The sequence below is a fragment of the Stenotrophomonas sp. 22DLJC03 genome, assembly GCF_056861405.1.
Window position 1 is genome coordinate 148,935 of sequence record NZ_JBSPUG010000005.1, and the last position, 21,366, is coordinate 170,300.

Below are 21,366 nucleotides of genomic sequence, written 5' to 3' on the forward strand. Positions count from 1 at the left end.
ACGCCACCGACCCATGTGTCCAACAGAGTAAATCTAATGACCGAATCATTTGCCGAACTGTTTGAAGCCAGCCAGGCCAACCTGGCCAAGCTGAAGCCGGGCGCCATCGTCAGCGGTACCGTTGTTGAAGTCCGCGGCGACGTCGTGGTGATCAACGCTGGCCTGAAGTCCGAAGGCATCGTGCCGATCGAACAGTTCCGTAACGACGCTGGCGAAATCGACGTCGCCGAAGGCGACATCGTCAAGGTCGCCCTCGACTCGATCGAGAACGGCTTCGGCGAAACCGTCCTGTCGCGCGAGAAGGCCAAGCGCGCGATGGTGTGGGACGAGCTGGAAGAAGCGTTGGAAAAGAACGAAACCATCACCGGCCGCATCAGCGGCAAGGTCAAGGGTGGTTTCACCGTGGACATCAAGGATGTCCGCGCCTTCCTGCCGGGTTCCCTGGTCGATGTGCGCCCGGTGCGCGATCCGGCCTACCTGGAAGGCAAGGAGCTCGAGTTCAAGCTCATCAAGCTGGACCGCAAGCGTAACAACGTCGTGGTTTCGCGCCGCGCTGTCGTCGAAAGCGAGCACTCGGAAGAGCGCGAGCAGCTGATGGACAAGCTGCAGGAAGGCGCGATCCTGAAGGGTGTCGTCAAGAACCTGACCGACTACGGCGCGTTCGTGGACCTGGGCGGTATCGACGGCCTGCTGCACATCACCGACATGGCATGGAAGCGCGTGCGCCATCCGTCCGAAGTCGTGAACGTCGGCGACGAGCTGGACGTGCGCGTGCTGAAGTTCGACCGCGAGCGCAACCGCGTTTCGCTGGGCCTGAAGCAGCTGGGCGAAGATCCGTGGGATAACATCGCCCGTCGTTACCCGGCCAACAGCCGCGTGTTCGGCAAGGTCTCCAACGTCACCGATTACGGCGCGTTCGTCGAGATCGAGCCGGGCGTCGAAGGCCTGGTGCACGTTTCCGAAATGGATTGGACCAACAAGAACGTCAACCCGTCCAAGGTCGTGCAGGTCGGTGACGAAGTTGAAGTCATGGTCCTGGACGTGGACGAGGAGCGTCGCCGCATCTCGCTGGGCATGAAGCAGGTTGCCGCCAATCCGTGGGAAACCTTCGCTGCCACCCACAAGAAGGGTGACAAGGTGTCGGGCCAGATCAAGTCGATCACCGACTTCGGCATCTTCATCGGCCTGGACGGCGGCATCGACGGCCTGGTTCACCTGTCCGACATCAGCTGGGCGACCACTGGCGAAGACATCGTTCGCAACTTCAAGAAGGGCGACACCCTGGACGCGGTTGTCCTGGCTGTCGATCCGGAGCGTGAGCGCATCTCGCTGGGCGTCAAGCAGCTGGAGCAGGATCCGTTCGGCCAGTACATGGCTGCCAATCCGAAGGGCTCCAAGGTTGAAGGCGTGGTGAAGGAAGTCGACGCCAAGGGCGCGATCATCGAGCTGGCTGACGGCATCGAAGGTTACGTCTCGGCCCGCGACATCGCCAACGAGCGCGTTGACGACGCCACCCAGCACCTGAAGGTCGGCGACAAGGTCGAAGCCAAGTTCGTGGGCATGGACCGCAAGGGCCGCACCCTGCAGCTGTCGATCAAGGCCAAGGACGACGCGGAAATGCGCGAAGTGCTGGAGGAATACCAGTCCTCTTCGGCTGCCAGCGGCACCACCCAGCTGGGCGCGCTGCTGCGTGCACAGCTGAGCGGCAACAAGTCCGAGTAATCGGCCTTACGCTGTTCGTTGTTTCCTGGACGGCCCGGGCACTGCCCGGGCCGTTTCAGGCTGAGATGCCCCTGATGTGAGCCGGTAATGACCAAATCCGAACTGATCGAAATCCTTGCGCGCCGGCAGGCGCACCTGAAGGCCGATGATGTCGATCTGGCGGTCAAGTCATTGCTGGAAATGATGGGCGGTTCCCTCTCTGCCGGGGATCGCATCGAAATCCGTGGCTTTGGCAGCTTCTCGCTGCACTACCGTCCGCCGCGCCTGGGCCGCAACCCGAAGACCGGTGAATCGGTGGCCCTTCCGGGCAAGCACGTCCCCCATTTCAAGCCGGGCAAGGAACTGCGCGAGCGGGTCAGCAGTGTGCTGCCGCTGGACGCCGATCCGGCCTGAGCCCGCCCCGCCGTCGCGCCACCGCGTGCGAATCGAGCCGCGAGTCGGATAAGCTACGGTCTCCTGCCACTGGAGCTGTCGCATGAAGGTTTTTCGTCTGCTGGTCCTGCTGGCGGTGCTGATCCTTGGGCTGATCATTGGTGCGGTCAACATGACCGCGATGTCGATCAACCTGTTGTTCACCCAATTGAATACGTCCGTCGGCGTGGCGCTGATTGCCGCGCTGCTGATCGGCGTGATCGTCGGCGCCGGCCTGGTGCTGGTGAGCGTGGTCATTCCGCTCTACAGCCAGCTGCGCCGCGCCAACAAGTCCGTTGCCGCCACGTCGGCGCCGGTGGTTCCCCCGCAATCTTTTGATGGACGCTGACCGAAGATGGATTTCGTCACCGAGTGGCTGTGGTTTTTCCTGTTCGTTCCGCTGGCCGCATTGGCCGGATGGGTGATCGGCCGGCGTGGCGGGCAACGCCACGGTGACAACCAGGTCAGCCGCCTGTCCAGCACCTATTTCCGCGGCCTGAACTACCTGCTCAACGAACAGCCGGACAAGGCCATCGAGCTGTTCCTGCACATCGCCGAGCTGGACAAGGAAACCTTCGAGACCCAGGTCGCGCTGGGCCATCTGTTCCGCCGCCGCGGTGAAGTCGATCGCGCCATCCGCCTGCACCAGGGCCTGGTCAACCGCCACGACCTGAGCGACGCGCAGCGCGTGCAGGCGTTGCTGGCACTGGGCGAGGACTACATGAAGTCCGGCCTGCTGGACCGCGCAGAGACCGTGTTCACCGAACTGGCGCAGCTGGACCAGCGTGCTCCGCAGGCGCTCAAGCACCTGATCGGCATTTACCAGGCTGAGCGTGACTGGGAAAAGGCGATCGACAATGCCACCCGCTTCGAGGACGTGACCGGCGAGCCGATGGGCAAGCTGATCGGCCAGTTCGAGTGCGAGCTGGCCGAGCGCTTCCGCGGCGCCGGCAAGCTGGAAGAGGCGAGGGCAGCGATTGCCCGCGCCTACCAGGCCGACGCGATGTCGGTGCGTGCCGGCATCATCGAGGGCCGCCTGGAAACGGATGCCGGCAACGCCGAAGCCGCCGTGCGCGCGTTCGAGCGCGCGGCCCGCAACGATCCCGAGTACCTGCCCGAGCTGCTGCCTGCGCTGATGGCCAACTACCGCAAGGTCGGTGACCTCGGCGGTGCGCGTGCGTTCCTGTCGGAAATGACCGAGCACTATCGCGGCATCGCTCCGGTGCTGGCGCTGACCCGCCTGATGGAAGAGCAGGAGGGCGTGGCCCCGGCCCGTGCCTACCTCGGCCGCCAGCTCAAGGATCGTCCTTCGGTACGTGGTGAGTCCGCGCTGATCGACCTGACCCTGGCCGAAGGCGCCGATTCCACGGCGACCCTGCACGACCTCAAGCACATCACCGACCAGCTGCTGGTCCGCAACCCCGCTTACCGCTGCACGCGCTGCGGCTTCGGCGCGCGTACCCACCACTGGCAGTGCCCGAGCTGCAAGGAGTGGGGCACGGTCAAGCCACTGCTGAACTACGCGGTGCTCTGATCCATGCCGTGGTTTGTGATGGGGGCGCTGCTGGGATTGGCCCTGCTGAGTGCGGCGCTGACCTGGGCGGCACGCGGTTACGCGCTGCGCCGGCAGCTGATGGACCAGCCCGGCGAACGCCGCAGCCATAGCGTGGCAACCCCGCGCGGTGGCGGCATCGCCATCGTCATCAGCCTGCTCGTTACGGCGGGCGTGGCGATGTGGGCCTGGCCCGAAGCAACGCCCAGCCTGCTGGTTGCCAGTCTCGGCCTGGTCCTGGTCGCGGGCATCGGCTGGTGGGACGATCACAAGCCGCTTCCGGCCATGCGCCGGCTGCTGGTGCACTTCATCGCCGCCGCGCTGCTGGCTGCGTTGGTCAAGGTGAATGGTGGCAGCTGGCTGCTGGCCATGCTGGTGCTGCTGTTCACTGCCTCGCTGATCAACATCTGGAACTTCATGGATGGGATCAACGGCATTGCCGCCAGCCAGGCCATCGTGGTCGCATTGGGCCTGGCGCCGGTGCTGCCCTGGCCCTATTCGCTCGCGGCCGTGGCGCTGGGCCTGGCCTGCCTGGGATTCCTGCCGTTCAACTTTCCGCGGGCACGGATCTTCATGGGTGATGTCGGAAGTGGCGCGCTGGGGTATGCCGTGGCGGTGGTTCTGGCGATCGCCAGCGTGCGTACCGACATCAATTGGATCCTGCTGCTGGTTCCGGCCTCGGCGTTCCTTGTGGACGCAGGCTTCACACTGCTGGCGCGCATCATTTCCGGGCAACGCTGGACGGAACCCCATACCCAGCACGTCTACCAGAGGGCGGTCCAGGCAGGAGCCAGCCACGCTCAGGTGACAGGGATGTACTTTGCTTTGGGCCTGTTCAGTATTACAGTGCTTAATGTCTGCTCGAATTTGCAGCCGAGGTGGGAGGCTGTCGTGGCGATCGCGTGGTTCATTGCGCTGAGCGTCCTTTGGCTCCTCCTGCGCAATGGATTGCGTCACCGACAAGGAACTATCTGACTCATGGCTTCACCCTGGCGGGACAGAATCCTCGGCCTGATGCCGCGTTCGGCCATCGTCTGCCACGACCTCTTCATGGTCTGGGCATGCTGGCAGCTGCTCCATGCGGGGCGCTACTCGATCCTTCCCAACGCGCCCGCGCTTCCCCTGTGGAATGTCGACACCACCCTGGTACTGCTGCTGCAGGGCCTGGTGTTCTGGCGCGTTGGCCTGTATCGCGGGCTGTGGCGTTTCGCCAGCGTCAGCGACCTGCTGAACATCTTCAAGGCCAGCTTCATCGGCATGGTCGCCATCGTGCTGGTGCTGATGTGGAAGCGCTTCGATGGCGTGCCGATGTCGGTGCTGGTGATCTATCCGTTCGCACTGTCGGCGCTGCTGGGTGCGCCCCGGCTGCTGTACCGGGCCTGGAAGGATTACCAGTCGCTGCAGTCGGATTCGTCCGCGCGGCGCGTGTTGATCCTCGGTGCCGGCCAGGCGGCCGAGACCCTGGTCCGCGACCTGCGCCGGTCGGGCAACTTCGAACCGGTGGGCCTGCTGGACGATGCGCCCCACCTGCGTGGGGCCAAGCTGCAGGGGCTGCCCATCCTGGGCGGCCTGGACGACGCGCCGACAGTGGTTCGCGAAACCGCGGCCAAGCTGCTGGTCATTGCTATTCCGTCGCTGGATGCCGCGGGCATGCAGCGGATCGTCGCCATCTGCGAAAGCACCGGCGTGCCGTTCCGTACCGTACCCAAGCTCAGCGACATCCTGCAGGGCCAGTCGCTGCCAGGGCAGTTGAAGGAAGTGGCGATCGAGGACCTGCTCGGCCGCAAGCCGATCATGCCGGACTGGAACCTGATCCGCGGCTGGTTGGGCGGGCGTACGGTGATGGTCACCGGTGCCGGTGGCTCGATCGGCTCGGAGCTGTGCCGCCAGTGCGCGCGCCACGGCGCCGGCCGCATCATCCTGCTGGAGATCAGCGAGTTGCTGTTGCTGACCATTGAAGGGGAGCTGCGCCGCAGCTTCCCCGATGTCGAGGTCGAAGCGGTACTGGGCGACTGTGGCGACCCGGCGGTGATCCGCCACGCGTTGTCGCTGCATCCGGTCGATACCGCGTTCCATGCCGCTGCCTACAAGCATGTGCCGGTGCTGGAGCGTCAGCTGCGCGAAGCGGTGCGAAACAATATCCTGGCTACCGAGAACGTGGCTCGTGCCTGCCTTGAGGCGCACGTCGAGCATTTCGTGTTCATCTCTACCGACAAGGCGGTTGATCCGGTCAATGCGCTGGGTGCCAGCAAGCGCTACGCCGAGATGATCTGCCAGAGCCTGGACCAGAGGTCCACGCATACCCGGTTCGTCACCGTGCGCTTCGGCAACGTGCTGGCCTCGGCCGGCAGCGTGGTGCCGCTGTTCCGCGAGCAGATCCTGCGCGGCGGACCGGTTACTGTCACCGACCCGGAAGTCAGCCGCTACTTCATGACCATCCCGGAGGCCTGCCAGTTGATTCTGCAGGCCGCCGCGTCAGCCTCGCATGGTGCGATCTATACGCTCGACATGGGTGAGCCGGTGCCGATCCGCGTCCTGGCCGAACAGATGATCCGCCTGGCCGGCAAGCAGCCGTACAAGGACATTCCTATCATCTACACCGGCCTGCGCCCGGGCGAGAAGCTGCACGAGACGCTGTTCTATTCGGACGAGGACTATCGTTCGACCGCACACCCGAAGATCCTCGAGGCCGGTGTGCGCACCTTCGCGCGCGAAGTGGTGCTGGGCAATGTCCCGCGCCTGCGCGAAGCGGTGTGCAGCTACGACACCACCAGCATCCAGGAAATCCTGTTCGCGACGATGCCGGAGTTCTCTCCCATCGAACAGGATGCTTACATTTCATCCGCTAAAGTCGTGCCCTTTCCGGCACGTGAGGCCAACAGGCACCAATGAGCAAGCGAATTCGCAAGGCAGTTTTTCCAGTAGCAGGGCTCGGGACGCGTTTTCTGCCAGCAACCAAGACGGTTCCGAAGGAAATGCTGCCGATCATCGACCGGCCGCTCATCCAGTACGCGGTGGATGAAGCGATCGAAGCGGGCTGCGACACGCTGGTGTTCATCACCAACCGCTACAAGCATGCGGTGGCCGATTATTTCGACAAGGCCTACGAGCTGGAGCAGAAGCTCGAGCGTGCCGGCAAGCTGGAACAGCTGGAGATGATCCGCCATGTGCTGCCCAACGGCGTGCGTGCGATCTTCGTGACCCAGGCTGAAGCGCTGGGCCTGGGCCATGCGGTGCTGTGTGCCAAGGCGGTGATCGGCGACGAGCCGTTCGCGGTGCTGCTGCCGGACGACCTGATCTGGAACCGTGGCGATGGCGCGCTGAAGCAGATGGCCGACCTCAACGAAGCCAGCGGCGCCAGCGTGATCGCGGTGGAAGACGTGCCGCATGACAAGACTGCCAGCTATGGCATTGTCGCCACCGACGCGTTCGATGGCCGCAAGGGCCGTATCTCGCAGATCGTAGAGAAGCCGAAGCCGGAGGACGCACCGAGCGATCTGGCCGTGGTCGGCCGCTACGTGCTGAGCCCGAAGATCTTCGAACTGCTGGAGCAGACCGGCAGCGGTGCCGGTGGCGAGATCCAGCTGACCGATGCGATCGCGCAGCTGCTGAAGACCGAAGAGGTGGATGCCTATCGTTTCGAGGGCACCCGTTTCGATTGCGGCACGCACCTGGGGCTGGTGGAGGCGACGATTCGCTTCGCGCTGGACAACCCGAAGCTGGCCGGCCCGGCACGCGAGAAGCTGGCGGCGATGTTGGCGGAATAAGGTGTTTTCAAGCGCTCCGTTCGCGGCGCCTTGATTGATACGTGATGGGCGGGACGGGTGGGCCTTTGCAGGACACGCCGTAAACCCGTCCATGGGGGCTCGGTCGCCGCATCCATGCGGCGAACGGTCCTGCAAAGGCCCACCCGCCCCGCCTGTCAGGTTTCCTGCGGGCGCGGACGGGAAGGGCGGAATCAAGAGCAGGGCAGAAACAAAAAAGGCAGCCGATGGCTGCCTTTTTTCGTTTCCGGAGCATCCACGCATGGCGTGGATCTACTGCTCTTGCCTCTTCTCATCCCTCCGCCGCGGGGAGGCTGGAAGGGCCGGGTAGCCCTGCCAACCCGGCCCACGCCTTGAAGCCCAACGAGGCAACGCCTTGAACCTTACAGCGCCTCGAAAATACCCGCTGCGCCCATGCCGGTGCCGATGCACATCGTCACCATGCCGTACTTCTGCTGGCGACGACGCAGGCCGTGCAGCAGGGTCGCGGTACGGATCGCGCCGGTTGCGCCCAGCGGATGGCCCAGGGCGATCGCGCCGCCCAACGGGTTGACCTTGCTCGGGTCCAGGCCGCAATCGCGGATCACCGCCAGCGACTGCGCGGCAAACGCTTCGTTCAGTTCGATCCAGTCCACCTGGTCCTGGGTCAGACCGGCCTGCTTCAGTGCCTTCGGGATCGCGGCGATCGGGCCGATGCCCATCACTTCCGGACGCACGCCGGCCACCGAGAAGCTGACGAAGCGGGCCAGCGGGGTCAGGCCGTAATCCTTGATCGCCTGCTCCGAGGCCAGCAGCACGGCGCCGGCGCCATCGCTCATCTGCGAGGAGTTGCCGGCAGTGACGGTGCCGCCGAACTGGCCGTTGCGGAACACCGGGCGCAGCTTGGCCAAGCCTTCAGCGGAGGAATCCGGGCGCGGGCCTTCGTCGGTGTCGGCCACCTTGTTGCGGGTGATGATGCGCTTGCCGTCGGCCAGGTCGGGCTGGTGCGAGACGATCTCGTACGGGCTGATCTCGTCCTTGAAGTCGCCGTTCTGGATGGCGGCCATGGCCTTCTGGTGCGAGGCCAGGGCGAACGCGTCCTGGTCTTCGCGCGACACCTTCCACTCTTCAGCGACCTTCTCGGCGGTGATGCCCATGCCGTAGGCGATGGCGACGTGGTCGTTGTCGAACACGCTCGGGGCCATCGCGATCTTGTTGCCCATCATCGGCACCATCGACATCGATTCGGTGCCGCCGGCCAGCATCAGGTCGGCGTTGCCAAGGCGGATCGCGTCGGCCGCCTGCGCCACGGCCTGCAGGCCGGAGGAGCAGAAGCGGTTCACGGTCTGCGCGGCGATGGTGTTCGGCAGGCCGGCCAGCAGCACGCCGATGCGGGCCACGTTCATGCCCTGCTCGGCTTCGGGCATCGCGCAGCCGATGATCGCGTCATCGATGCGGTTGACGTCCACGCCCGGCGCCTGCGCGACGACGCTGCGCAGCACGTGGGCGAGCATGTCGTCGGGGCGGGTGTTGCGGAACATGCCCTTGGGCGCCTTGCCAACCGGGGTGCGGGTGGCGGCGACGATGTAGGCGTCCTGGATTTGCTTGGTCATTGCAGTGATCTCTCGAAGTTTTTTGCCGGTGTGCCCACCAAGGTGGGCACCTACCAGAGGCAGAGGGATGCCGACCCGTGGCCGGCACCCGCCATCAATCAATTACGCAGCGGCTTGCCGGTCTTCAGCATGTGCGCGATGCGGGCCTGGGTCTTTTCCTGCTGGGCCAGTTCAACGAAGTGCTTGCGCTCCAGGGTCAGCAGCCACTCTTCGTCGACCAGGGTGCCGCGGTCGACCTTGCCGCCGCACAGGACGGTGGCGATGCGCTCGGCGATCTCGTAGTCGTACGGGCTGATGAAGCGGCCTTCCAGCATGTTGACCAGCATCATCTTGAAGGTGGCGATGCCGACGTCGCCGGCGACCTGGATGCGGCGTGCCGGCAGCGGCGGACGGTAGCCCGCTTCGGCCAGCGCACGTGCTTCAGCCTTGGCGATGTACAGCGCCTCGTAGCTGTTGAACACCACCTTGTCGGTGCTGCGCAGCAGGCCCAGTTCCTGGGCGTTGACCGCCGAGTTGGACACCTTGGCCATCGCCACGGTCTCGAAGGTCTTCTTCAGTTCGGCGAACACGTCACCGCCCGGGCCAGCGGCCTGCGAGGCACGCACGGCCAGTTCCTTCAGGCCGCCGCCTGCCGGCAGCAGGCCGACACCGGCCTCGACCAGACCGATGTAGCTTTCCAGGAAGGCCACGGTCTTGGCGCTGTGCATCTGGAACTCGCAGCCGCCACCCAGGGCCAGGCCACGCACCGCAGCCACCACAGGCACCAGCGAGTACTTGATGCGCTGGCTGGTGCGCTGGAAGTTGTGCACCATCGCTTCGAACTGGTCGACCTTGCCGGCCTGCAGCAGGCCGAGCGCGCCGGCCAGATCGGCACCGGCGGAGAAGGGCTCCTTCTGCTGCCAGATCACCAGGCCCTGGAAGTCCTTCTCGGCGCGCGTGACGCACTCCTGCAGGCCGTCGAGCACGTGGTCGGAGACGGTGTTCATCTTGGTCTTGAAGCTGACCACGGCAATGCCATCACCGTCGTGCCACATGCGCAGGCCGTCGTTCTCGAACACGGTCTCGCCCGGCGCGAACTTCTCGCCCAGCAGCGGATCCGGGAAGCGCTGGCGCTGGTACACCGGCAGCGACGAGCGCGGCAGCTTGGCGTTGCGCGACGGGCTGTAGCTGCCCTCGGCGGCGTGCACGCCATCGCGGCCATCGAACACCCAATCCGGCAGCGGGGCGTTGCTCATGCTCTTGCCGGCCACGATGTCATCGGCAATCCACTGTGCGACCTGCTTCCAGCCGGCAGCCTGCCAGGTTTCGAACGGGCCCAGCGACCAGCCGTAGCCCCAGCGGATGGCCAGGTCCACGTCGCGCGCGGTCTCGGCGATGTCGGCCAGGTGGTAGGCGCTGTAGTGGAACAGGTCGCGGAAGGTCGCCCACAGGAACTGCGCCTGCGGGTGCTGGCTCTCGCGCAGCTTGGCGAACTTCTCGGCCGGGTTCTTGATCTTCAGGATCTCGACCACTTCCGGTGCGGCGGCGCGGTCAGCCGGACGGTAGTCCTGCTTTTCCAGGTCCAGCACCACGATGTCCTTGCCGACCTTGCGGAAGATGCCGGCGCCGGTCTTCTGGCCCAGTGCGCCCTTGGCAATCAGCGCGTCCAGCCACTTCGGCGACTTGAAGAATTCATGCCACGGGTCGTTGGGCAGGGTGTCGCCCATGGTCTTGATGACGTGGGCCATGGTGTCCAGGCCGACCACGTCGGAGGTGCGGTAGGTGGCCGACTTCGGGCGACCGACCAGCGGGCCGGTCAGGCCGTCCACTTCATCGAAGCCCAGGCCGAACTGCTGGGTGTGGTGGATGGTCGACAGGATCGAGAACACACCGATGCGGTTGCCGATGAAGTTCGGGGTGTCCTTGGCGTACACCACGCCCTTGCCCAGGGTGGTGACCAGGAATTCTTCCAGGCCTTCCAGCACGGCGGCGTCGGTGGTGGTGGCCGGGATCAGCTCGGCCAGGTGCATGTAGCGCGGCGGGTTGAAGAAGTGCACGCCGCAGAAGCGGTGGCGCAGCTGTTCGGGCAGCACGTCGGCCAGCTTGTTGATGCCCAGGCCCGAGGTGTTGGAGGCCAGCACCGCGTGATCAGCCACGAACGGGGCGATCTTCTTGTACAGGTCCTGCTTCCAGTCCATGCGCTCGGCGATGGCCTCGATGATCAGGTCGCAGTCCTTCAGCTGTTCCAGGCCGCCTTCGTAGTTGGCCGGGGTGATGGCTTCAGCCAGCGACTTGCTGGCCAGCGGCGCCGGGCTCAGCTTGCCCAGGTTGGCGATCGCCTTCAGCACGATGCCGTCGGCCGGACCTTCCTTGGCAGGCAGGTCGAACAGCACGGTGTCGACGCCAGCGTTGGTGAGGTGGGCGGCGATCTGGGCACCCATGACGCCGGCACCCAGCACGGCGGCGCGGCGGACTAGCAGGGAATTGGACATGGTGTAGGGCCTTTGTTGGTCAGCAGTTACTGGGTGGAATCAATGGAGGCGGGCAGGGCGCTGCCGCTGCGTGCGGCGGCGCGGAACCCGGCCTCGGCGAAATGGATCAGTTCATGGGCGGCATGGGCACGATGCGCCGCTTCGGTGACACCGGCGGGACGTTTGATCAGCCCGAAGTCGGCCATGGCATAGGTGAGCGAACCGGCCAGGAAATCCAGCCGCCAGTACAGCTCTTCCTTGCTCAGGCCGGGCACGCATTCGGCGATGGCCTTGCCGAACGCGCGCAGCACATGGCCGTAATGGTCGGACAGGAACTTGCGCAGGTTGTCGTTCTTCTCGGCATAGGCGCGCGCGATCACACGCACGAAGGCGCCACCGCTCTGCCGGTCCTGGGCCATGGCCAGGGCCGGCTCGACGAAGGCGGCCAGCACCGGGCGCAGCTGGCCGGGGTGCTCGGCGCGGGCGCGCTCGAGCTGCGACAGGCGGGCGCCGGTCATTTCGTCCATGCGGCGGCGGAAGACCTCGTTGACCAGGTTTTCCTTGGAGCCGAAGTGGTAGTTCACCGCTGCGATGTTGACGTCGGCCTGGCTGGTGACCTGGCGCAGCGAGGTGCCGGCAAAGCCGTGCTGGGCGAACAGCTCCTCGGCGGCGCCGAGGATCCGGTCCTTGGTCGAGAAGTGGGCGGGCTTGGCCATCGGGCGGGCGGACCTTAATCAAACGATTGTTTGATACTAGAACCAGACGGTAGCGTATGGCATTTTGCAGTGCAGCAAAAATCGACCGGATGGTCAGAATCCGCTCAGGTGGGTGAATGGGGTGGTGGCTGGGGTCGGATCCCCCCGGGGCTCCGACCCCGGTGCTGGCCGCGGAATGGGGTCAGAGCCCCTGCGGGGATCCGACCCCTGCGGCCGGCACTACCACCCTGCCGCGTTATCTTTTACAATCCGCGCACGTTTATCAGGCTAAGCCCGCGTTTCGACGCGGCTTTTTTTTTGTTACCCTTCGGGCCATCAGCGGCCCGATTCCATTGGAGACATCCCATGGCGCTGGAGCGCACCCTTTCGATCATCAAGCCGGACGCCGTTGCCAAGAACGTCATCGGCGAAATCTACGCCCGCTTCGAAAAGGCCGGCCTGAAGGTCGTGGCCGCCAAGTACAAGCAGCTGTCGCGTCGTGAAGCGGAAGGCTTCTACGCCGTGCACCGCGAGCGTCCGTTCTTCAACGCACTGGTCGAGTTCATGATCTCCGGCCCGGTGATGATCCAGGCCCTGGAAGGCGAGAACGCCGTCCTGGCCCACCGCGACCTGCTGGGCGCCACCAACCCGAAGGAAGCCGCCGCAGGCACCATCCGCGCCGACTTCGCCGAATCCATCGATGCCAACGCCGCCCACGGCTCGGACTCGGTCGAGAATGCAGCGATTGAAATCGCCTACTTCTTCGCCGCCACCGAAGTCGTTTCGCGCTGAGAGTAATGCCGTGAACGAGGTCGTACAGACACCCGCCATCCAGCCGCTGCCGAAGTCGGCACCCACGGCTGGCAAGCAGAACCTGCTCGACCTCGATCGCGCGGGCCTGGAGAAGTTTTTCGTCGAGGTTCTTGGCGAGAAGAAGTTCCGTGCCCATCAGGTGATGAAGTGGATCCACCATCGCTACGTCACCGAGTTCGATGAGATGACCGACCTCGGCAAGGTCCTGCGCGCCAAGCTGCAGGAGCATGCCGAGGTCCTCGTCCCGAACATCGTGTTCGACAAGCCCTCCGCCGACGGCACCCACAAGTGGCTGCTGGCGATGGGCGTGGATGGCAAGAACGCCATCGAGACCGTGTACATCCCCGACAAGACCCGTGGCACGCTGTGCGTGTCCTCGCAGGTCGGTTGCGGCCTGAACTGCACGTTCTGCTCCACCGCCACCCAGGGCTTCAACCGCAACCTGACCACCGCCGAGATCATCGGCCAGGTGTGGGTTGCCGCGCGCCACCTGGGCAACGTGCCGCACCAGATGCGCCGCCTCACCAACGTGGTGATGATGGGCATGGGCGAGCCGTTGATGAATTTCGACAACGTCGTGCGCGCCATGAGCGTGATGCGCGACGACCTGGGCTACGGCCTGGCCAACAAGCGCGTGACCCTGTCGACCTCCGGCCTGGTGCCGCAGATCGACCGCCTGTCCACCGAAAGCGACGTGTCGCTGGCGGTGTCGCTGCATGCGCCCAACGATGCGCTGCGCGAGACCCTGGTGCCGCTCAACAAGAAGTATCCGATCGCCGAGCTGATGGCCTCCTGCGCACGCTATCTGCGTGCCAACAAGCGCCGCGAATCGGTCACCTTCGAATACACCCTGATGAAGGGCATCAACGACAAGCCCGAGCATGCCCGTGAGTTGGCGCGCCTGATGCGCCAGTTCGACAACGCGGTGCAGGCCAAGGATTCGGGCAAGGTCAACCTGATCCCGTTCAACCCGTTCCCGGGCACCCGCTACGAGCGTTCGGAAGAAGCGCATATCCGCGCCTTCCAGAAGATCCTGCTCGACAGCAACGTGCTGACGATGGTCCGCCGCACCCGTGGCGACGACATCGACGCCGCCTGTGGCCAGCTCAAGGGCCAGGTGATGGACCGTACCCGTCGCCAGGCCGAGTTCAACAAAACGCTGCAGGCGGGGAAGGGGAGCGATGCCGCGGCCTGACCGCCTCTGGCTGGTCCTGATCGCAGGCGTGCTGGCCGTCACGGTCACCGGCTGCAAGTCCCGTCCGAAGGCCAAGCTGGGCCCCAGTGAGGCACCGGTCTACTCGGTTCGTGATCCGGATGGCGTGCGCCAGCAGGTGCGCTGGCAGGAGCTGCTGACCCTGGCCGGCCGCGACATCCAGTCCGGCAATCTGGATGCCGCTGAGCGCAAGGCACGTGAGGCGCAGAAGCTGGTGCCCACGGCCCCCGATGGTCTGGTCCTGCTTGCGGGCATCGACGAGCGCCGCGGTCGCAGCCAGCAGGCTGGCGAGAACTTCCGCAAGGCTGCTGAGCTGGCGCCGCAGCGTGGTGACGTGCTCAACAATTACGGTGCCTGGCTGTGCCAGCAGGGCAGTGCGGCCGAATCGCTGATCTGGTTCGACCGTGCGCGGCAGGCGCCGGGCAACTCTGCGGCCGCCGAAGCACAGGCCAATGCCGGAAGCTGCGCATTGGATGCCGGCCAGCTCGAACGTGCCGAGCGCGACCTGCGCGCGGCGCTGGCGGTGCTGCCCGGCAACCCGGTCGCGCTGGAGGCGATGGCCCAGCTGAGCTTCCGCCAGGGCCGCTACATGGAGGCCCGGGCCTTCGCCGAACGTAGGATTGCAGCTGCACCCGCAACGCGTTCCGTGTTACAACTTGCGTCTCAAATCGAAGCGCGGCTGGGTGATCGGGCGGCATCTGATCGCTATATTCAGCGGATTCGACAGGAATTTCCGCAGGAAGCGGGCTCCTAACTCCAGGGTTGATGCATTGTGATTGATGACCAGACTGTGAGCGCTCTCGAGACTGCGGCCGGCTGCGGCACCCGCCTGCGCCAGGCCCGTGAGGCGGCCGGACTGACCCTCGAAGATGTCGGCTCGCGCCTGCGCATGCCGATCCAGGTGGTCAGGTCGCTGGAAGAAGAACAATGGCAGAAGCTCGGCGCGCCCGTGTTCGTGCGCGGCCAGTTGCGCAGCTATGCGCGCCTGCTGGATGTGGACGTGGGCCAACTGCTGGAGCAGGCCCAGGTCGGGCCGGTGGTCCCGCCCACCCTGGTCAGCCATACCCATACCCCGCGTGCGCGCCGTATCGCCGAGAACCTCGGTCGGCGCGTGCTCTATGTCGGTATCACCGCGGTGCTGGCCGTGCCGGTGTGGTTCGCCACCCGTGGCCACTTCGATGGCAGTGCCACCCCGGCGCCGAATACCGCGTCGCTGGATGCGCTGCCGGCCGCCGTGCCGGTGACCCCGTCCGCAGCAGGCATCGAGCCGTCCACGCCGGTCGAAGTGGCGGCTGCGCCGGCCAGCAAGCCGGCGGCAACCCCGTACGTGGCCTCGCTGGCTCCGGTGCCGCGTTCGGCCCCGGCCGCCTCCGCGGCCAATACGCTGGACATGCAGTTCAACGGCGACAGCTGGGTCGATATCGGCGGCCCGGACGGTACCAGTGTCGAGAAGGCGCTGATCAAGTCCGGCGAGAGCCGCAGCTTTACCCCGGGCCAGGTAGCCCGGGTCACCCTGGGCAATGCCTCGGCGGTCCAGGTTCAGCAGAATGGCGCTATCGTCGATCTGACCCCCTACCAGCGAGCCAACGTGGCACGCTTTCAGGTATCCTCTGAAGGCTCCGTAGTCCCGGTTTCGCACTGAGGCGCGGTTTCACCACCTTCGATTAATCCCAATGGTCCCTCCCGACGGGCGGGGCGAGAGTACGCATGGCGATCGACGACCTGCTCGACGAGCACGAACAAAGTGAACGCGTCCGCAGCTGGCTGCGGAAGAATGGCGCCAGCATCCTCGGTGGCGTAGTCATCGCCATCGGTGCCATTGCCGGCTGGCAGTGGTACCAGAAGGATCAGGGCGGCAAGCTGGCCTCGGCCAATGTCGAGTACCAGAAGGCCCTGGTCGGCCTTCAGCAGAACAAGCTTGACGACGCCTCCAAGGCGGTCAAGGCGCTCGAAGCCGGCCCGTCCAGCATCTATGGCGACCTCGCGGCGCTGCAGCTGGCCAAGGCCCAGGTCGACGCCGGCAAGAATGAAGAAGCGCTGGCCACCCTGCGCGCCGTGAAGGTCGAAGGCGACCTGCAGCGCGTGGTCGACCAGCGCGTGGCCCGCCTGCTGGTGGCGACCGGCAAGAGCGACGAGGCCATCAAGCTGCTCGGCAGCGCCACTGACAGCAGCAGCCTGGAGATCCATGGCGACGCGCTGATGGCGCAGGGCAAGCGCGATGACGCCCGTGCACAGTACGAGAAGGCGCTGAAGACGCTGGACGTGGCAGCGCCGCAGCGGCGCCTGCTGGAAACCAAGGTTATGGATGCTGGCGGCACGGTCGCCGCCCCTGCGGAGTCGGTTTGATGAGTCAGAAGGTCATGATCACCCGCGTCGCCACCGTGCTCCTGATGGGCATGGCGTTGACGGGCTGCAGCACCGTGAAGGGCTGGTTCGCCGGCAAGGACGCGGCAGCGAAGAAGGCCCAGGAGCCGGCTGAACTGGTCAAGTTCGAGCCCTCCGTGAAGGTCAACAAGGCCTGGTCGGTCAACCTCGGCAAGGGCGAGCGCCGCATCGGCGTGCGCCAGGGCCCGGCAGTGGCCAACGGGCACGTGTTCGCCGCGGCGATCACCGGTGGCGTCCACGCCATCGACCTGCAGACCGGCAAGAAGGTCTGGACCTGGGAGCCGAAGAAGGAAAAGAAGAAGGCCAAGCTGCGCCTGTCCGGTGGCCCGGGTGTCGGTGAGAACCTGGTCGTGATCGGCACGCTCGATGGCCAGGTCATCGCCCTGGACATCAACGACGGCAGCGAGAAGTGGCGCGCCCGTGTTCCGGGTGAAGTCATTGCCGCGCCGGCCGTTGCCCAGGGCATGGTCTTCGTGCGCAGCAATGATGGCCGTGTGACCGCTTTCGATGTCGGCAACGGCACCCAGAAGTGGTTCAACCCGAGCGAATTGCCGGCGCTGACCGTGCGTGGCAACGCGCCGGTGGTGACCGGTCCGGGCGTGCTGTTCATCGGCAAGGATGAAGGCGCGGTTGCCGCGCTTGCCATGCAGGATGGCCGCACCCTGTGGGAACAGAACCTCGGCAACGGCGAAGGCCGTACCGAGCTGGAGCGCATGGCCGACGTCGATGGCGCCCCGGTGCTGGAGGGCAACACCCTCTATGTGAGCAGCTTCAAGAACCAGACCATGGCCATCGAAGGCCCGACCGGTCGCCCGCTGTGGGCGCGCGACCATGGCGGCGCAGGTGGCGTGGCGGTTTCGTCGGGCAATGTTTTCGTCACCGACAACAAGGGCGGCGTGTTCGGCCTGGACAAGGCGACCGGCGCAGCAATGTGGTCGCAGACCGAGCTGGCGCGTCGTTCGCTGACCGGCCCGGCGCTGCACGGCGACTACGTGGTGGTCGGTGACTACAAGGGATACGTGCACTGGTTGAAGACCGCCGATGGGGCGATGGCTGCACGGGCAAAGAGCGGCGGTGACGCCCTGCTTGCCCAGCCAATCGTCGTAGACGGGGTGCTGCTGGTGCAGAACGTGGATGGCAAGCTGACCGCCTTCCGGTTGGCAAATTAAAAATGGAGTAATCGCGATGCTGCCTTTGGTCGCCCTGGTTGGACGGCCGAATGTCGGCAAGTCGACTATTTTCAATGCGCTTACGCGCACCCGTGACGCCCTGGTCCACGACCAGCCCGGCGTCACCCGCGACCGCAACTACGGCGTCTGCCGTCTCGACGAGGACAATCATTTCCTCGTCGTCGACACCGGCGGCATCGCGGAAGAGGAAGAAGGCCTGGCCGGCGCTACCACGCGCCAGGCCCGTGCCGCCGCTGCGGAAGCTGATCTGATCCTGTTCGTGGTCGATGCCCGTGACGGCAGCTCGGCCATGGACGATGAGATCCTGGCCTGGCTGCGCAAGCTGTCGCGTCCGACGCTGCTGTTGATCAACAAGATCGACGGCACCGACGAGGACAGCGTGCGTTCGGAATTCGCCCGTTACGGCTTCAGCGAAATGCTGACCGTCTCGGCCGCGCATCGCCAGGGCCTGGATGACCTGCTCGGAGAAGTGGTGCAGCGCCTGCCGGAAGAAGGCAGCGGCGAAGAGCTGGACAACGATCCGAACCGCATCCGCATCGCCTTTGTCGGCCGCCCGAACGTGGGCAAGTCGACCCTGGTCAATCGCATCCTCGGTGAGGAGCGCATGATTGCCTCCGACGTGCCGGGTACCACCCGCGACTCGATCGCCGTGGACCTGGAGCGTGATGGCCGCGAGTACCGCCTGATCGACACCGCCGGCCTGCGCCGCCGCTCGCGCGTGGACGAGGTCGTCGAGAAGTTCTCGGTGGTCAAGACCATGCAGTCGATCGAGCAGTGCCAAGTGGCCGTGCTGATGCTCGATGCCACCGAAGGCGTGACCGACCAGGACGCCACCGTGCTCGGTGCCGTGCTCGATGCCGGCCGCGCGCTGGTGATCGCCATCAACAAGTGGGATGGCCTGACCGAGTACCAGCGCGAGCAGGCGGAAACCATGCTGTCGCTTCGCCTGGGCTTCGTGCCGTGGGCTGAGTCGGTGCGCATCTCGGCCAAGCATGGTTCGGGCCTGCGTGAGCTGTTCCGTGCGGTGCACCGCGCGCACGAATCGGCGAACAAGACCTTCACCACCAGCGAAGTGAACAAGGCGCTGGAAGTGGCCTACGAGACCAATCCGCCGCCGACCATCCGCGGCCACGTCTCCAAGCTGCGTTACGTGCACCCGGCCGGTTCCAATCCGCCGACCTTCATCGTGCACGGCACCCGCCTGAAGGAACTGCAGGAGTCGTACAAGCGCTACCTGGAGAACTTCTTCCGCAAGCGCTTCAAGCTGATCGGCACGCCGGTGAGCTTCATCTTCCGCGAGGGTACCAACCCGTACGAGGGCAAGAAGAACGTCCTCAGCGAGCGGCAGGTCAAGGCCAAGCGGCGCTTGATGAAGCACGTCAAGGGCAAGTGATGCAGAGAAAGGCGGCCGCAGGGCCGCCTTTTTCGTTGCAGATGCCGGTAGCGCCGGGCCATGCCCGGCTGCATCGGGCGCCCGCTCTCAGGCGTGGCCCCACGGCAACAGCACGCCACGGAACCTCATCCTTCCTGACGACAGGCGGTCATACGCCTCGGACGCCCGGTCCAGATCAAAGGTCTCGACCATCGGCTTCACCTTGCCGGCGGCGGCAAGCTGCAGCACTTCACTGAGGTAGTGCTGGCCACCATGGGTGGCACCGATCACGCGCTGGCGCATCATGTGGAACGGCACGCCTTCGGACGAGATCGAGAAGGGCTGGCTGAAGTCCAGGCCGCACAGCACAACGCGCCCGTCGACACGCAGGCCAGTCATCGCTTCTTCGGCCGAGCTGAATTCATTGGTAGTCACCAGCAGCACATCGGCGCCGCCGATGGCCTTCAACTCCTTGCCATTGGCCACGACCTGGTCGGCGCCCAGCTGCAGGGCGAGCGCATGCTTGTCTGCAGAATGGGTGATGGCGATGGTCTCGAAGCCACAGGCCTTGGACAGCTGCAGGGCGACGTGGCCCAGCCCGCCGATGCCAAGTACCGCGATCTTCTCCCGTGGCTGGGGCGCCGCATCACGCAGCCCGCTCCAGGTGGTGTAGCCGGCACACATCATCGGCGCTGCGTCCACGTAGGACAGGCCGTCAGGCAGCAGTACCGTGCCTTCGGCAGAGATGGCGATGTACTGTGCATGTCCACCCTGCGCGGCGAAGCCAGTGGTGCGGGGCGCATCGCAATTCATCGCGGTCTGCCCGGACAAGGGGCGGCTCTCGCGGCAATAGGGGCATCGGCCGCACGCGGATTGGACCCATGAGGTGCCCACGCGATCGCCCACCCGCCGAGTGTGCACGCCCGCGCCCACTTCCACGACCTCGCCGACCACTTCATGCCCCGGTGTCTGCGGGTAGATGTCGCCGCCATAGCCCTGGGTTGCCCACACGTCCGTGTAGCACATGCCCGATGCGTGGACCTTGACCAGTACCTGGCCCGGTTCGATCACGGGCATCGGCACGTCCTGTACCTGCCACGGCGCATTCGGCCCGGTCATCACAACCGCTTTCATCGTTTTCATCGTCTTGATCCTGTCCCGGTGGGTGAGCGCCGAGGGCGTGTGCCCGCGGACAACCCGGAGCGTAGAATCGGTTTACTATCAAGACAATCTCTCCAATATTTCACGATATGGTGAATCGCATTCAACAATCCAGCGGAGGTGATCTGGCCGCCTTCACGGCGTTCCTGGCGGTTGCAGCGCATCGGAGCTTCCGCAGCGCGGCGGCCGAGTTGAACATCACGCCCTCGGCGATCAGTCATGCGATCAAGGCGCTCGAGCAGCGGCTGGGTGCGCGCCTGTTCAATCGCACCACGCGCAGCGTCTCGCTGACCGACGCCGGGGAGCGACTGGCAGAAAAACTGCGTCCGGCCATGGCCTCGATCGAAGAGGCCCTGCAGTCGGTGGATACTGAGGTCGGCACGCCGCGTGGCACGGTCCGCATCAACGCCAGTGAAGGCGCCATACGGCTCGTGCTGAAGCCCGTGCTCGCGCGGTTCCTGCGCCAGTACCCGCAGGTCCACCTGGACATCGTCAGTGACGGCAGGTTGGGCGATATCGTTTCGGATGGGTTCGATGCAGGTATCCGCCTGACCGAAGCCGTGCCCCAGGACATGGTCGCGATTGCAGTGACCGCGCCCATGCGGTTCGCGGCGGTTGCCTCGCCAGCGTACCTGCAGGCGCGTGGCCGACCACTGCGGCCGCTGGATCTCCATCAGCACGACTGCATTCGTTTCCGCTTCGAAAGTGGGGCGATCTACCGCTGGGAGTTCGAGCATCAAGGCACCACCGAGCGGGTGAACGTCTCCGGGCCGATCACGCTGACGGACCAGCCGTTGATGGTCGACGCCGCCGTTGACGGCATCGGTATTGCGTTCGTTCCCGAGCACCTGGCACTGGAGCCATTGGCCGATGGCCGCCTGCTGCGGTTGCTTGAGGACTGGTGTCCCGAGTTTCCCGGCCTTTCGCTGTACTACCCGGGCCATCGGCACGTGCCGCCCGGGCTGAAAGCGCTGATCCGGATGCTTCAGGGGCAGAGTGCTGAGGGCAGCGCGCAGCGATAGACTGCTTCCATGATCGGGTACGTC

Annotated in this window: 19 protein-coding genes; 15 read left to right on the forward strand and 4 right to left on the reverse strand. The window is 65.4% G+C overall.

The genetic code is table 11. The features are described 5' to 3' along the window. Window positions 1–36 precede the first annotated feature (36 nt). The 7 genes from rpsA (at window position 37) to galU (ending at window position 7,452) form a co-directional block, all read left to right on the forward strand. Complete coding sequence (gene rpsA / locus AC13GA_RS17195; RefSeq protein WP_012510790.1) at window positions 37–1,722, forward strand: 30S ribosomal protein S1; 1,686 nt, start codon at window positions 37–39, stop codon at window positions 1,720–1,722. An 87-nt stretch (window positions 1,723–1,809) separates the two neighbouring features. Further along, window positions 1,810–2,115: an integration host factor subunit beta gene (locus AC13GA_RS17200; protein ID WP_005409286.1), complete on the forward strand. Its 306-nt coding sequence runs from the start codon at window positions 1,810–1,812 to the stop codon at window positions 2,113–2,115. 82 nt (window positions 2,116–2,197) lie between these two features. Continuing rightward, window positions 2,198–2,482, forward strand: a complete 285-nt coding sequence (locus AC13GA_RS17205) for a LapA family protein (protein WP_046983806.1) — start codon at window positions 2,198–2,200, stop codon at window positions 2,480–2,482. 6 nt (window positions 2,483–2,488) lie between these two features. Next, a complete protein-coding gene (gene lapB / locus AC13GA_RS17210) occupies window positions 2,489–3,667 on the forward strand; it encodes a lipopolysaccharide assembly protein LapB (RefSeq protein ID WP_012510791.1) in 1,179 nt (392 codons plus the stop codon). A 3-nt stretch (window positions 3,668–3,670) separates the two neighbouring features. After that, window positions 3,671–4,660: an MraY family glycosyltransferase gene (locus tag AC13GA_RS17215; protein WP_482998602.1), complete on the forward strand. Its 990-nt coding sequence runs from the start codon at window positions 3,671–3,673 to the stop codon at window positions 4,658–4,660. A 3-nt stretch (window positions 4,661–4,663) separates the two neighbouring features. Further along, on the forward strand, window positions 4,664–6,577 hold the full coding sequence (locus tag AC13GA_RS17220; RefSeq protein WP_482998603.1) for a polysaccharide biosynthesis protein: 1,914 nt from the start codon (window positions 4,664–4,666) through the stop codon (window positions 6,575–6,577). Continuing rightward, entirely contained in the window at window positions 6,574–7,452 is an 879-nt protein-coding gene (gene galU / locus AC13GA_RS17225) for a UTP--glucose-1-phosphate uridylyltransferase GalU (protein WP_046983803.1), read from the forward strand. Before AC13GA_RS17220 ends, galU begins: the two co-directional genes overlap by 4 nt. Before the next feature lie 380 nt (window positions 7,453–7,832). Here galU and AC13GA_RS17230 read toward each other — a convergent pair whose 3' ends face one another. From AC13GA_RS17230 to AC13GA_RS17240, 3 genes are all read right to left on the reverse strand, one after another. Further along, window positions 7,833–9,041, reverse strand: coding sequence for an acetyl-CoA C-acyltransferase (locus tag AC13GA_RS17230; RefSeq protein WP_482998604.1), 1,209 nt, complete (start codon window positions 9,039–9,041; stop codon window positions 7,833–7,835). 98 nt (window positions 9,042–9,139) lie between these two features. Next, complete coding sequence (locus AC13GA_RS17235; RefSeq protein ID WP_426353770.1) at window positions 9,140–11,512, reverse strand: 3-hydroxyacyl-CoA dehydrogenase/enoyl-CoA hydratase family protein; 2,373 nt, start codon at window positions 11,510–11,512, stop codon at window positions 9,140–9,142. Window positions 11,513–11,538: 26 nt separating this feature from the next. Continuing rightward, window positions 11,539–12,207, reverse strand: a complete 669-nt coding sequence (locus AC13GA_RS17240; protein ID WP_046986532.1) for a TetR/AcrR family transcriptional regulator — start codon at window positions 12,205–12,207, stop codon at window positions 11,539–11,541. A 345-nt stretch (window positions 12,208–12,552) separates the two neighbouring features. Here AC13GA_RS17240 and ndk point away from each other — a divergent pair, with 345 nt between their 5' ends. The 7 genes from ndk (at window position 12,553) to der (ending at window position 19,180) form a co-directional block, all read left to right on the forward strand. Then, window positions 12,553–12,978, forward strand: coding sequence for a nucleoside-diphosphate kinase (gene ndk, locus AC13GA_RS17245; RefSeq protein ID WP_008265389.1), 426 nt, complete (start codon window positions 12,553–12,555; stop codon window positions 12,976–12,978). A gap of 10 nt (window positions 12,979–12,988) precedes the next feature. Continuing rightward, window positions 12,989–14,194: a dual-specificity RNA methyltransferase RlmN gene (rlmN, locus tag AC13GA_RS17250; RefSeq protein WP_065723019.1), complete on the forward strand. Its 1,206-nt coding sequence runs from the start codon at window positions 12,989–12,991 to the stop codon at window positions 14,192–14,194. Next, a complete protein-coding gene (locus AC13GA_RS17255; protein WP_253078310.1) occupies window positions 14,181–14,966 on the forward strand; it encodes a tetratricopeptide repeat protein in 786 nt (261 codons plus the stop codon). Before rlmN ends, AC13GA_RS17255 begins: the two co-directional genes overlap by 14 nt. Window positions 14,967–14,984: 18 nt before the next feature. After that, window positions 14,985–15,854 carry a RodZ domain-containing protein gene (locus tag AC13GA_RS17260; RefSeq protein WP_482998605.1) on the forward strand — a complete coding sequence of 290 codons (870 nt, stop codon included), beginning with the start codon at window positions 14,985–14,987 and terminating at the stop codon, window positions 15,852–15,854. A gap of 65 nt (window positions 15,855–15,919) precedes the next feature. Then, window positions 15,920–16,558, forward strand: coding sequence for a YfgM family protein (locus tag AC13GA_RS17265; RefSeq protein WP_046986536.1), 639 nt, complete (start codon window positions 15,920–15,922; stop codon window positions 16,556–16,558). Further along, a complete protein-coding gene (bamB, locus tag AC13GA_RS17270; RefSeq protein ID WP_012510800.1) occupies window positions 16,558–17,766 on the forward strand; it encodes an outer membrane protein assembly factor BamB in 1,209 nt (402 codons plus the stop codon). The genes AC13GA_RS17265 and bamB overlap by 1 nt, the downstream gene beginning before the upstream one ends. 16 nt (window positions 17,767–17,782) lie before the next feature. Then, entirely contained in the window at window positions 17,783–19,180 is a 1,398-nt protein-coding gene (gene der / locus AC13GA_RS17275; protein ID WP_482998606.1) for a ribosome biogenesis GTPase Der, read from the forward strand. Between the two features lie 87 nt (window positions 19,181–19,267). On the opposite strand, the gene AC13GA_RS17280 is transcribed toward der, so the two are convergent. Beyond that, entirely contained in the window at window positions 19,268–20,302 is a 1,035-nt protein-coding gene (locus tag AC13GA_RS17280) for an alcohol dehydrogenase catalytic domain-containing protein (protein WP_482998607.1), read from the reverse strand. A 119-nt stretch (window positions 20,303–20,421) separates the two neighbouring features. Here AC13GA_RS17280 and AC13GA_RS17285 point away from each other — a divergent pair, with 119 nt between their 5' ends. After that, window positions 20,422–21,342, forward strand: a complete 921-nt coding sequence (locus tag AC13GA_RS17285; RefSeq protein WP_429000991.1) for a LysR family transcriptional regulator — start codon at window positions 20,422–20,424, stop codon at window positions 21,340–21,342. Window positions 21,343–21,366 lie beyond the last annotated feature (24 nt).

What these genes read in the sequence shown, in the direction of transcription:
- AC13GA_RS17215 (WP_482998602.1), top strand. Translation starts at nt 3,671, where the DNA reads ATGCCGTGGTTTGTGATGGGGGCGCTGCTGGGATTGGCCCTGCTGAGT.
- AC13GA_RS17280 (WP_482998607.1), bottom strand. Translation starts at nt 20,302, where the DNA reads ATGAAAACGATGAAAGCGGTTGTGATGACCGGGCCGAATGCGCCGTGG.
- rpsA (WP_012510790.1), top strand. Translation starts at nt 37, where the DNA reads ATGACCGAATCATTTGCCGAACTGTTTGAAGCCAGCCAGGCCAACCTG.
- AC13GA_RS17240 (WP_046986532.1), bottom strand. Translation starts at nt 12,207, where the DNA reads ATGGCCAAGCCCGCCCACTTCTCGACCAAGGACCGGATCCTCGGCGCC.
- AC13GA_RS17230 (WP_482998604.1), bottom strand. Translation starts at nt 9,041, where the DNA reads ATGACCAAGCAAATCCAGGACGCCTACATCGTCGCCGCCACCCGCACC.
- galU (WP_046983803.1), top strand. Translation starts at nt 6,574, where the DNA reads ATGAGCAAGCGAATTCGCAAGGCAGTTTTTCCAGTAGCAGGGCTCGGG.
- ndk (WP_008265389.1), top strand. Translation starts at nt 12,553, where the DNA reads ATGGCGCTGGAGCGCACCCTTTCGATCATCAAGCCGGACGCCGTTGCC.
- AC13GA_RS17220 (WP_482998603.1), top strand. Translation starts at nt 4,664, where the DNA reads ATGGCTTCACCCTGGCGGGACAGAATCCTCGGCCTGATGCCGCGTTCG.
- AC13GA_RS17255 (WP_253078310.1), top strand. Translation starts at nt 14,181, where the DNA reads ATGCCGCGGCCTGACCGCCTCTGGCTGGTCCTGATCGCAGGCGTGCTG.
- AC13GA_RS17265 (WP_046986536.1), top strand. Translation starts at nt 15,920, where the DNA reads ATGGCGATCGACGACCTGCTCGACGAGCACGAACAAAGTGAACGCGTC.
- bamB (WP_012510800.1), top strand. Translation starts at nt 16,558, where the DNA reads ATGAGTCAGAAGGTCATGATCACCCGCGTCGCCACCGTGCTCCTGATG.
- lapB (WP_012510791.1), top strand. Translation starts at nt 2,489, where the DNA reads ATGGATTTCGTCACCGAGTGGCTGTGGTTTTTCCTGTTCGTTCCGCTG.
- AC13GA_RS17205 (WP_046983806.1), top strand. Translation starts at nt 2,198, where the DNA reads ATGAAGGTTTTTCGTCTGCTGGTCCTGCTGGCGGTGCTGATCCTTGGG.
- der (WP_482998606.1), top strand. Translation starts at nt 17,783, where the DNA reads ATGCTGCCTTTGGTCGCCCTGGTTGGACGGCCGAATGTCGGCAAGTCG.
- AC13GA_RS17200 (WP_005409286.1), top strand. Translation starts at nt 1,810, where the DNA reads ATGACCAAATCCGAACTGATCGAAATCCTTGCGCGCCGGCAGGCGCAC.
- AC13GA_RS17235 (WP_426353770.1), bottom strand. Translation starts at nt 11,512, where the DNA reads ATGTCCAATTCCCTGCTAGTCCGCCGCGCCGCCGTGCTGGGTGCCGGC.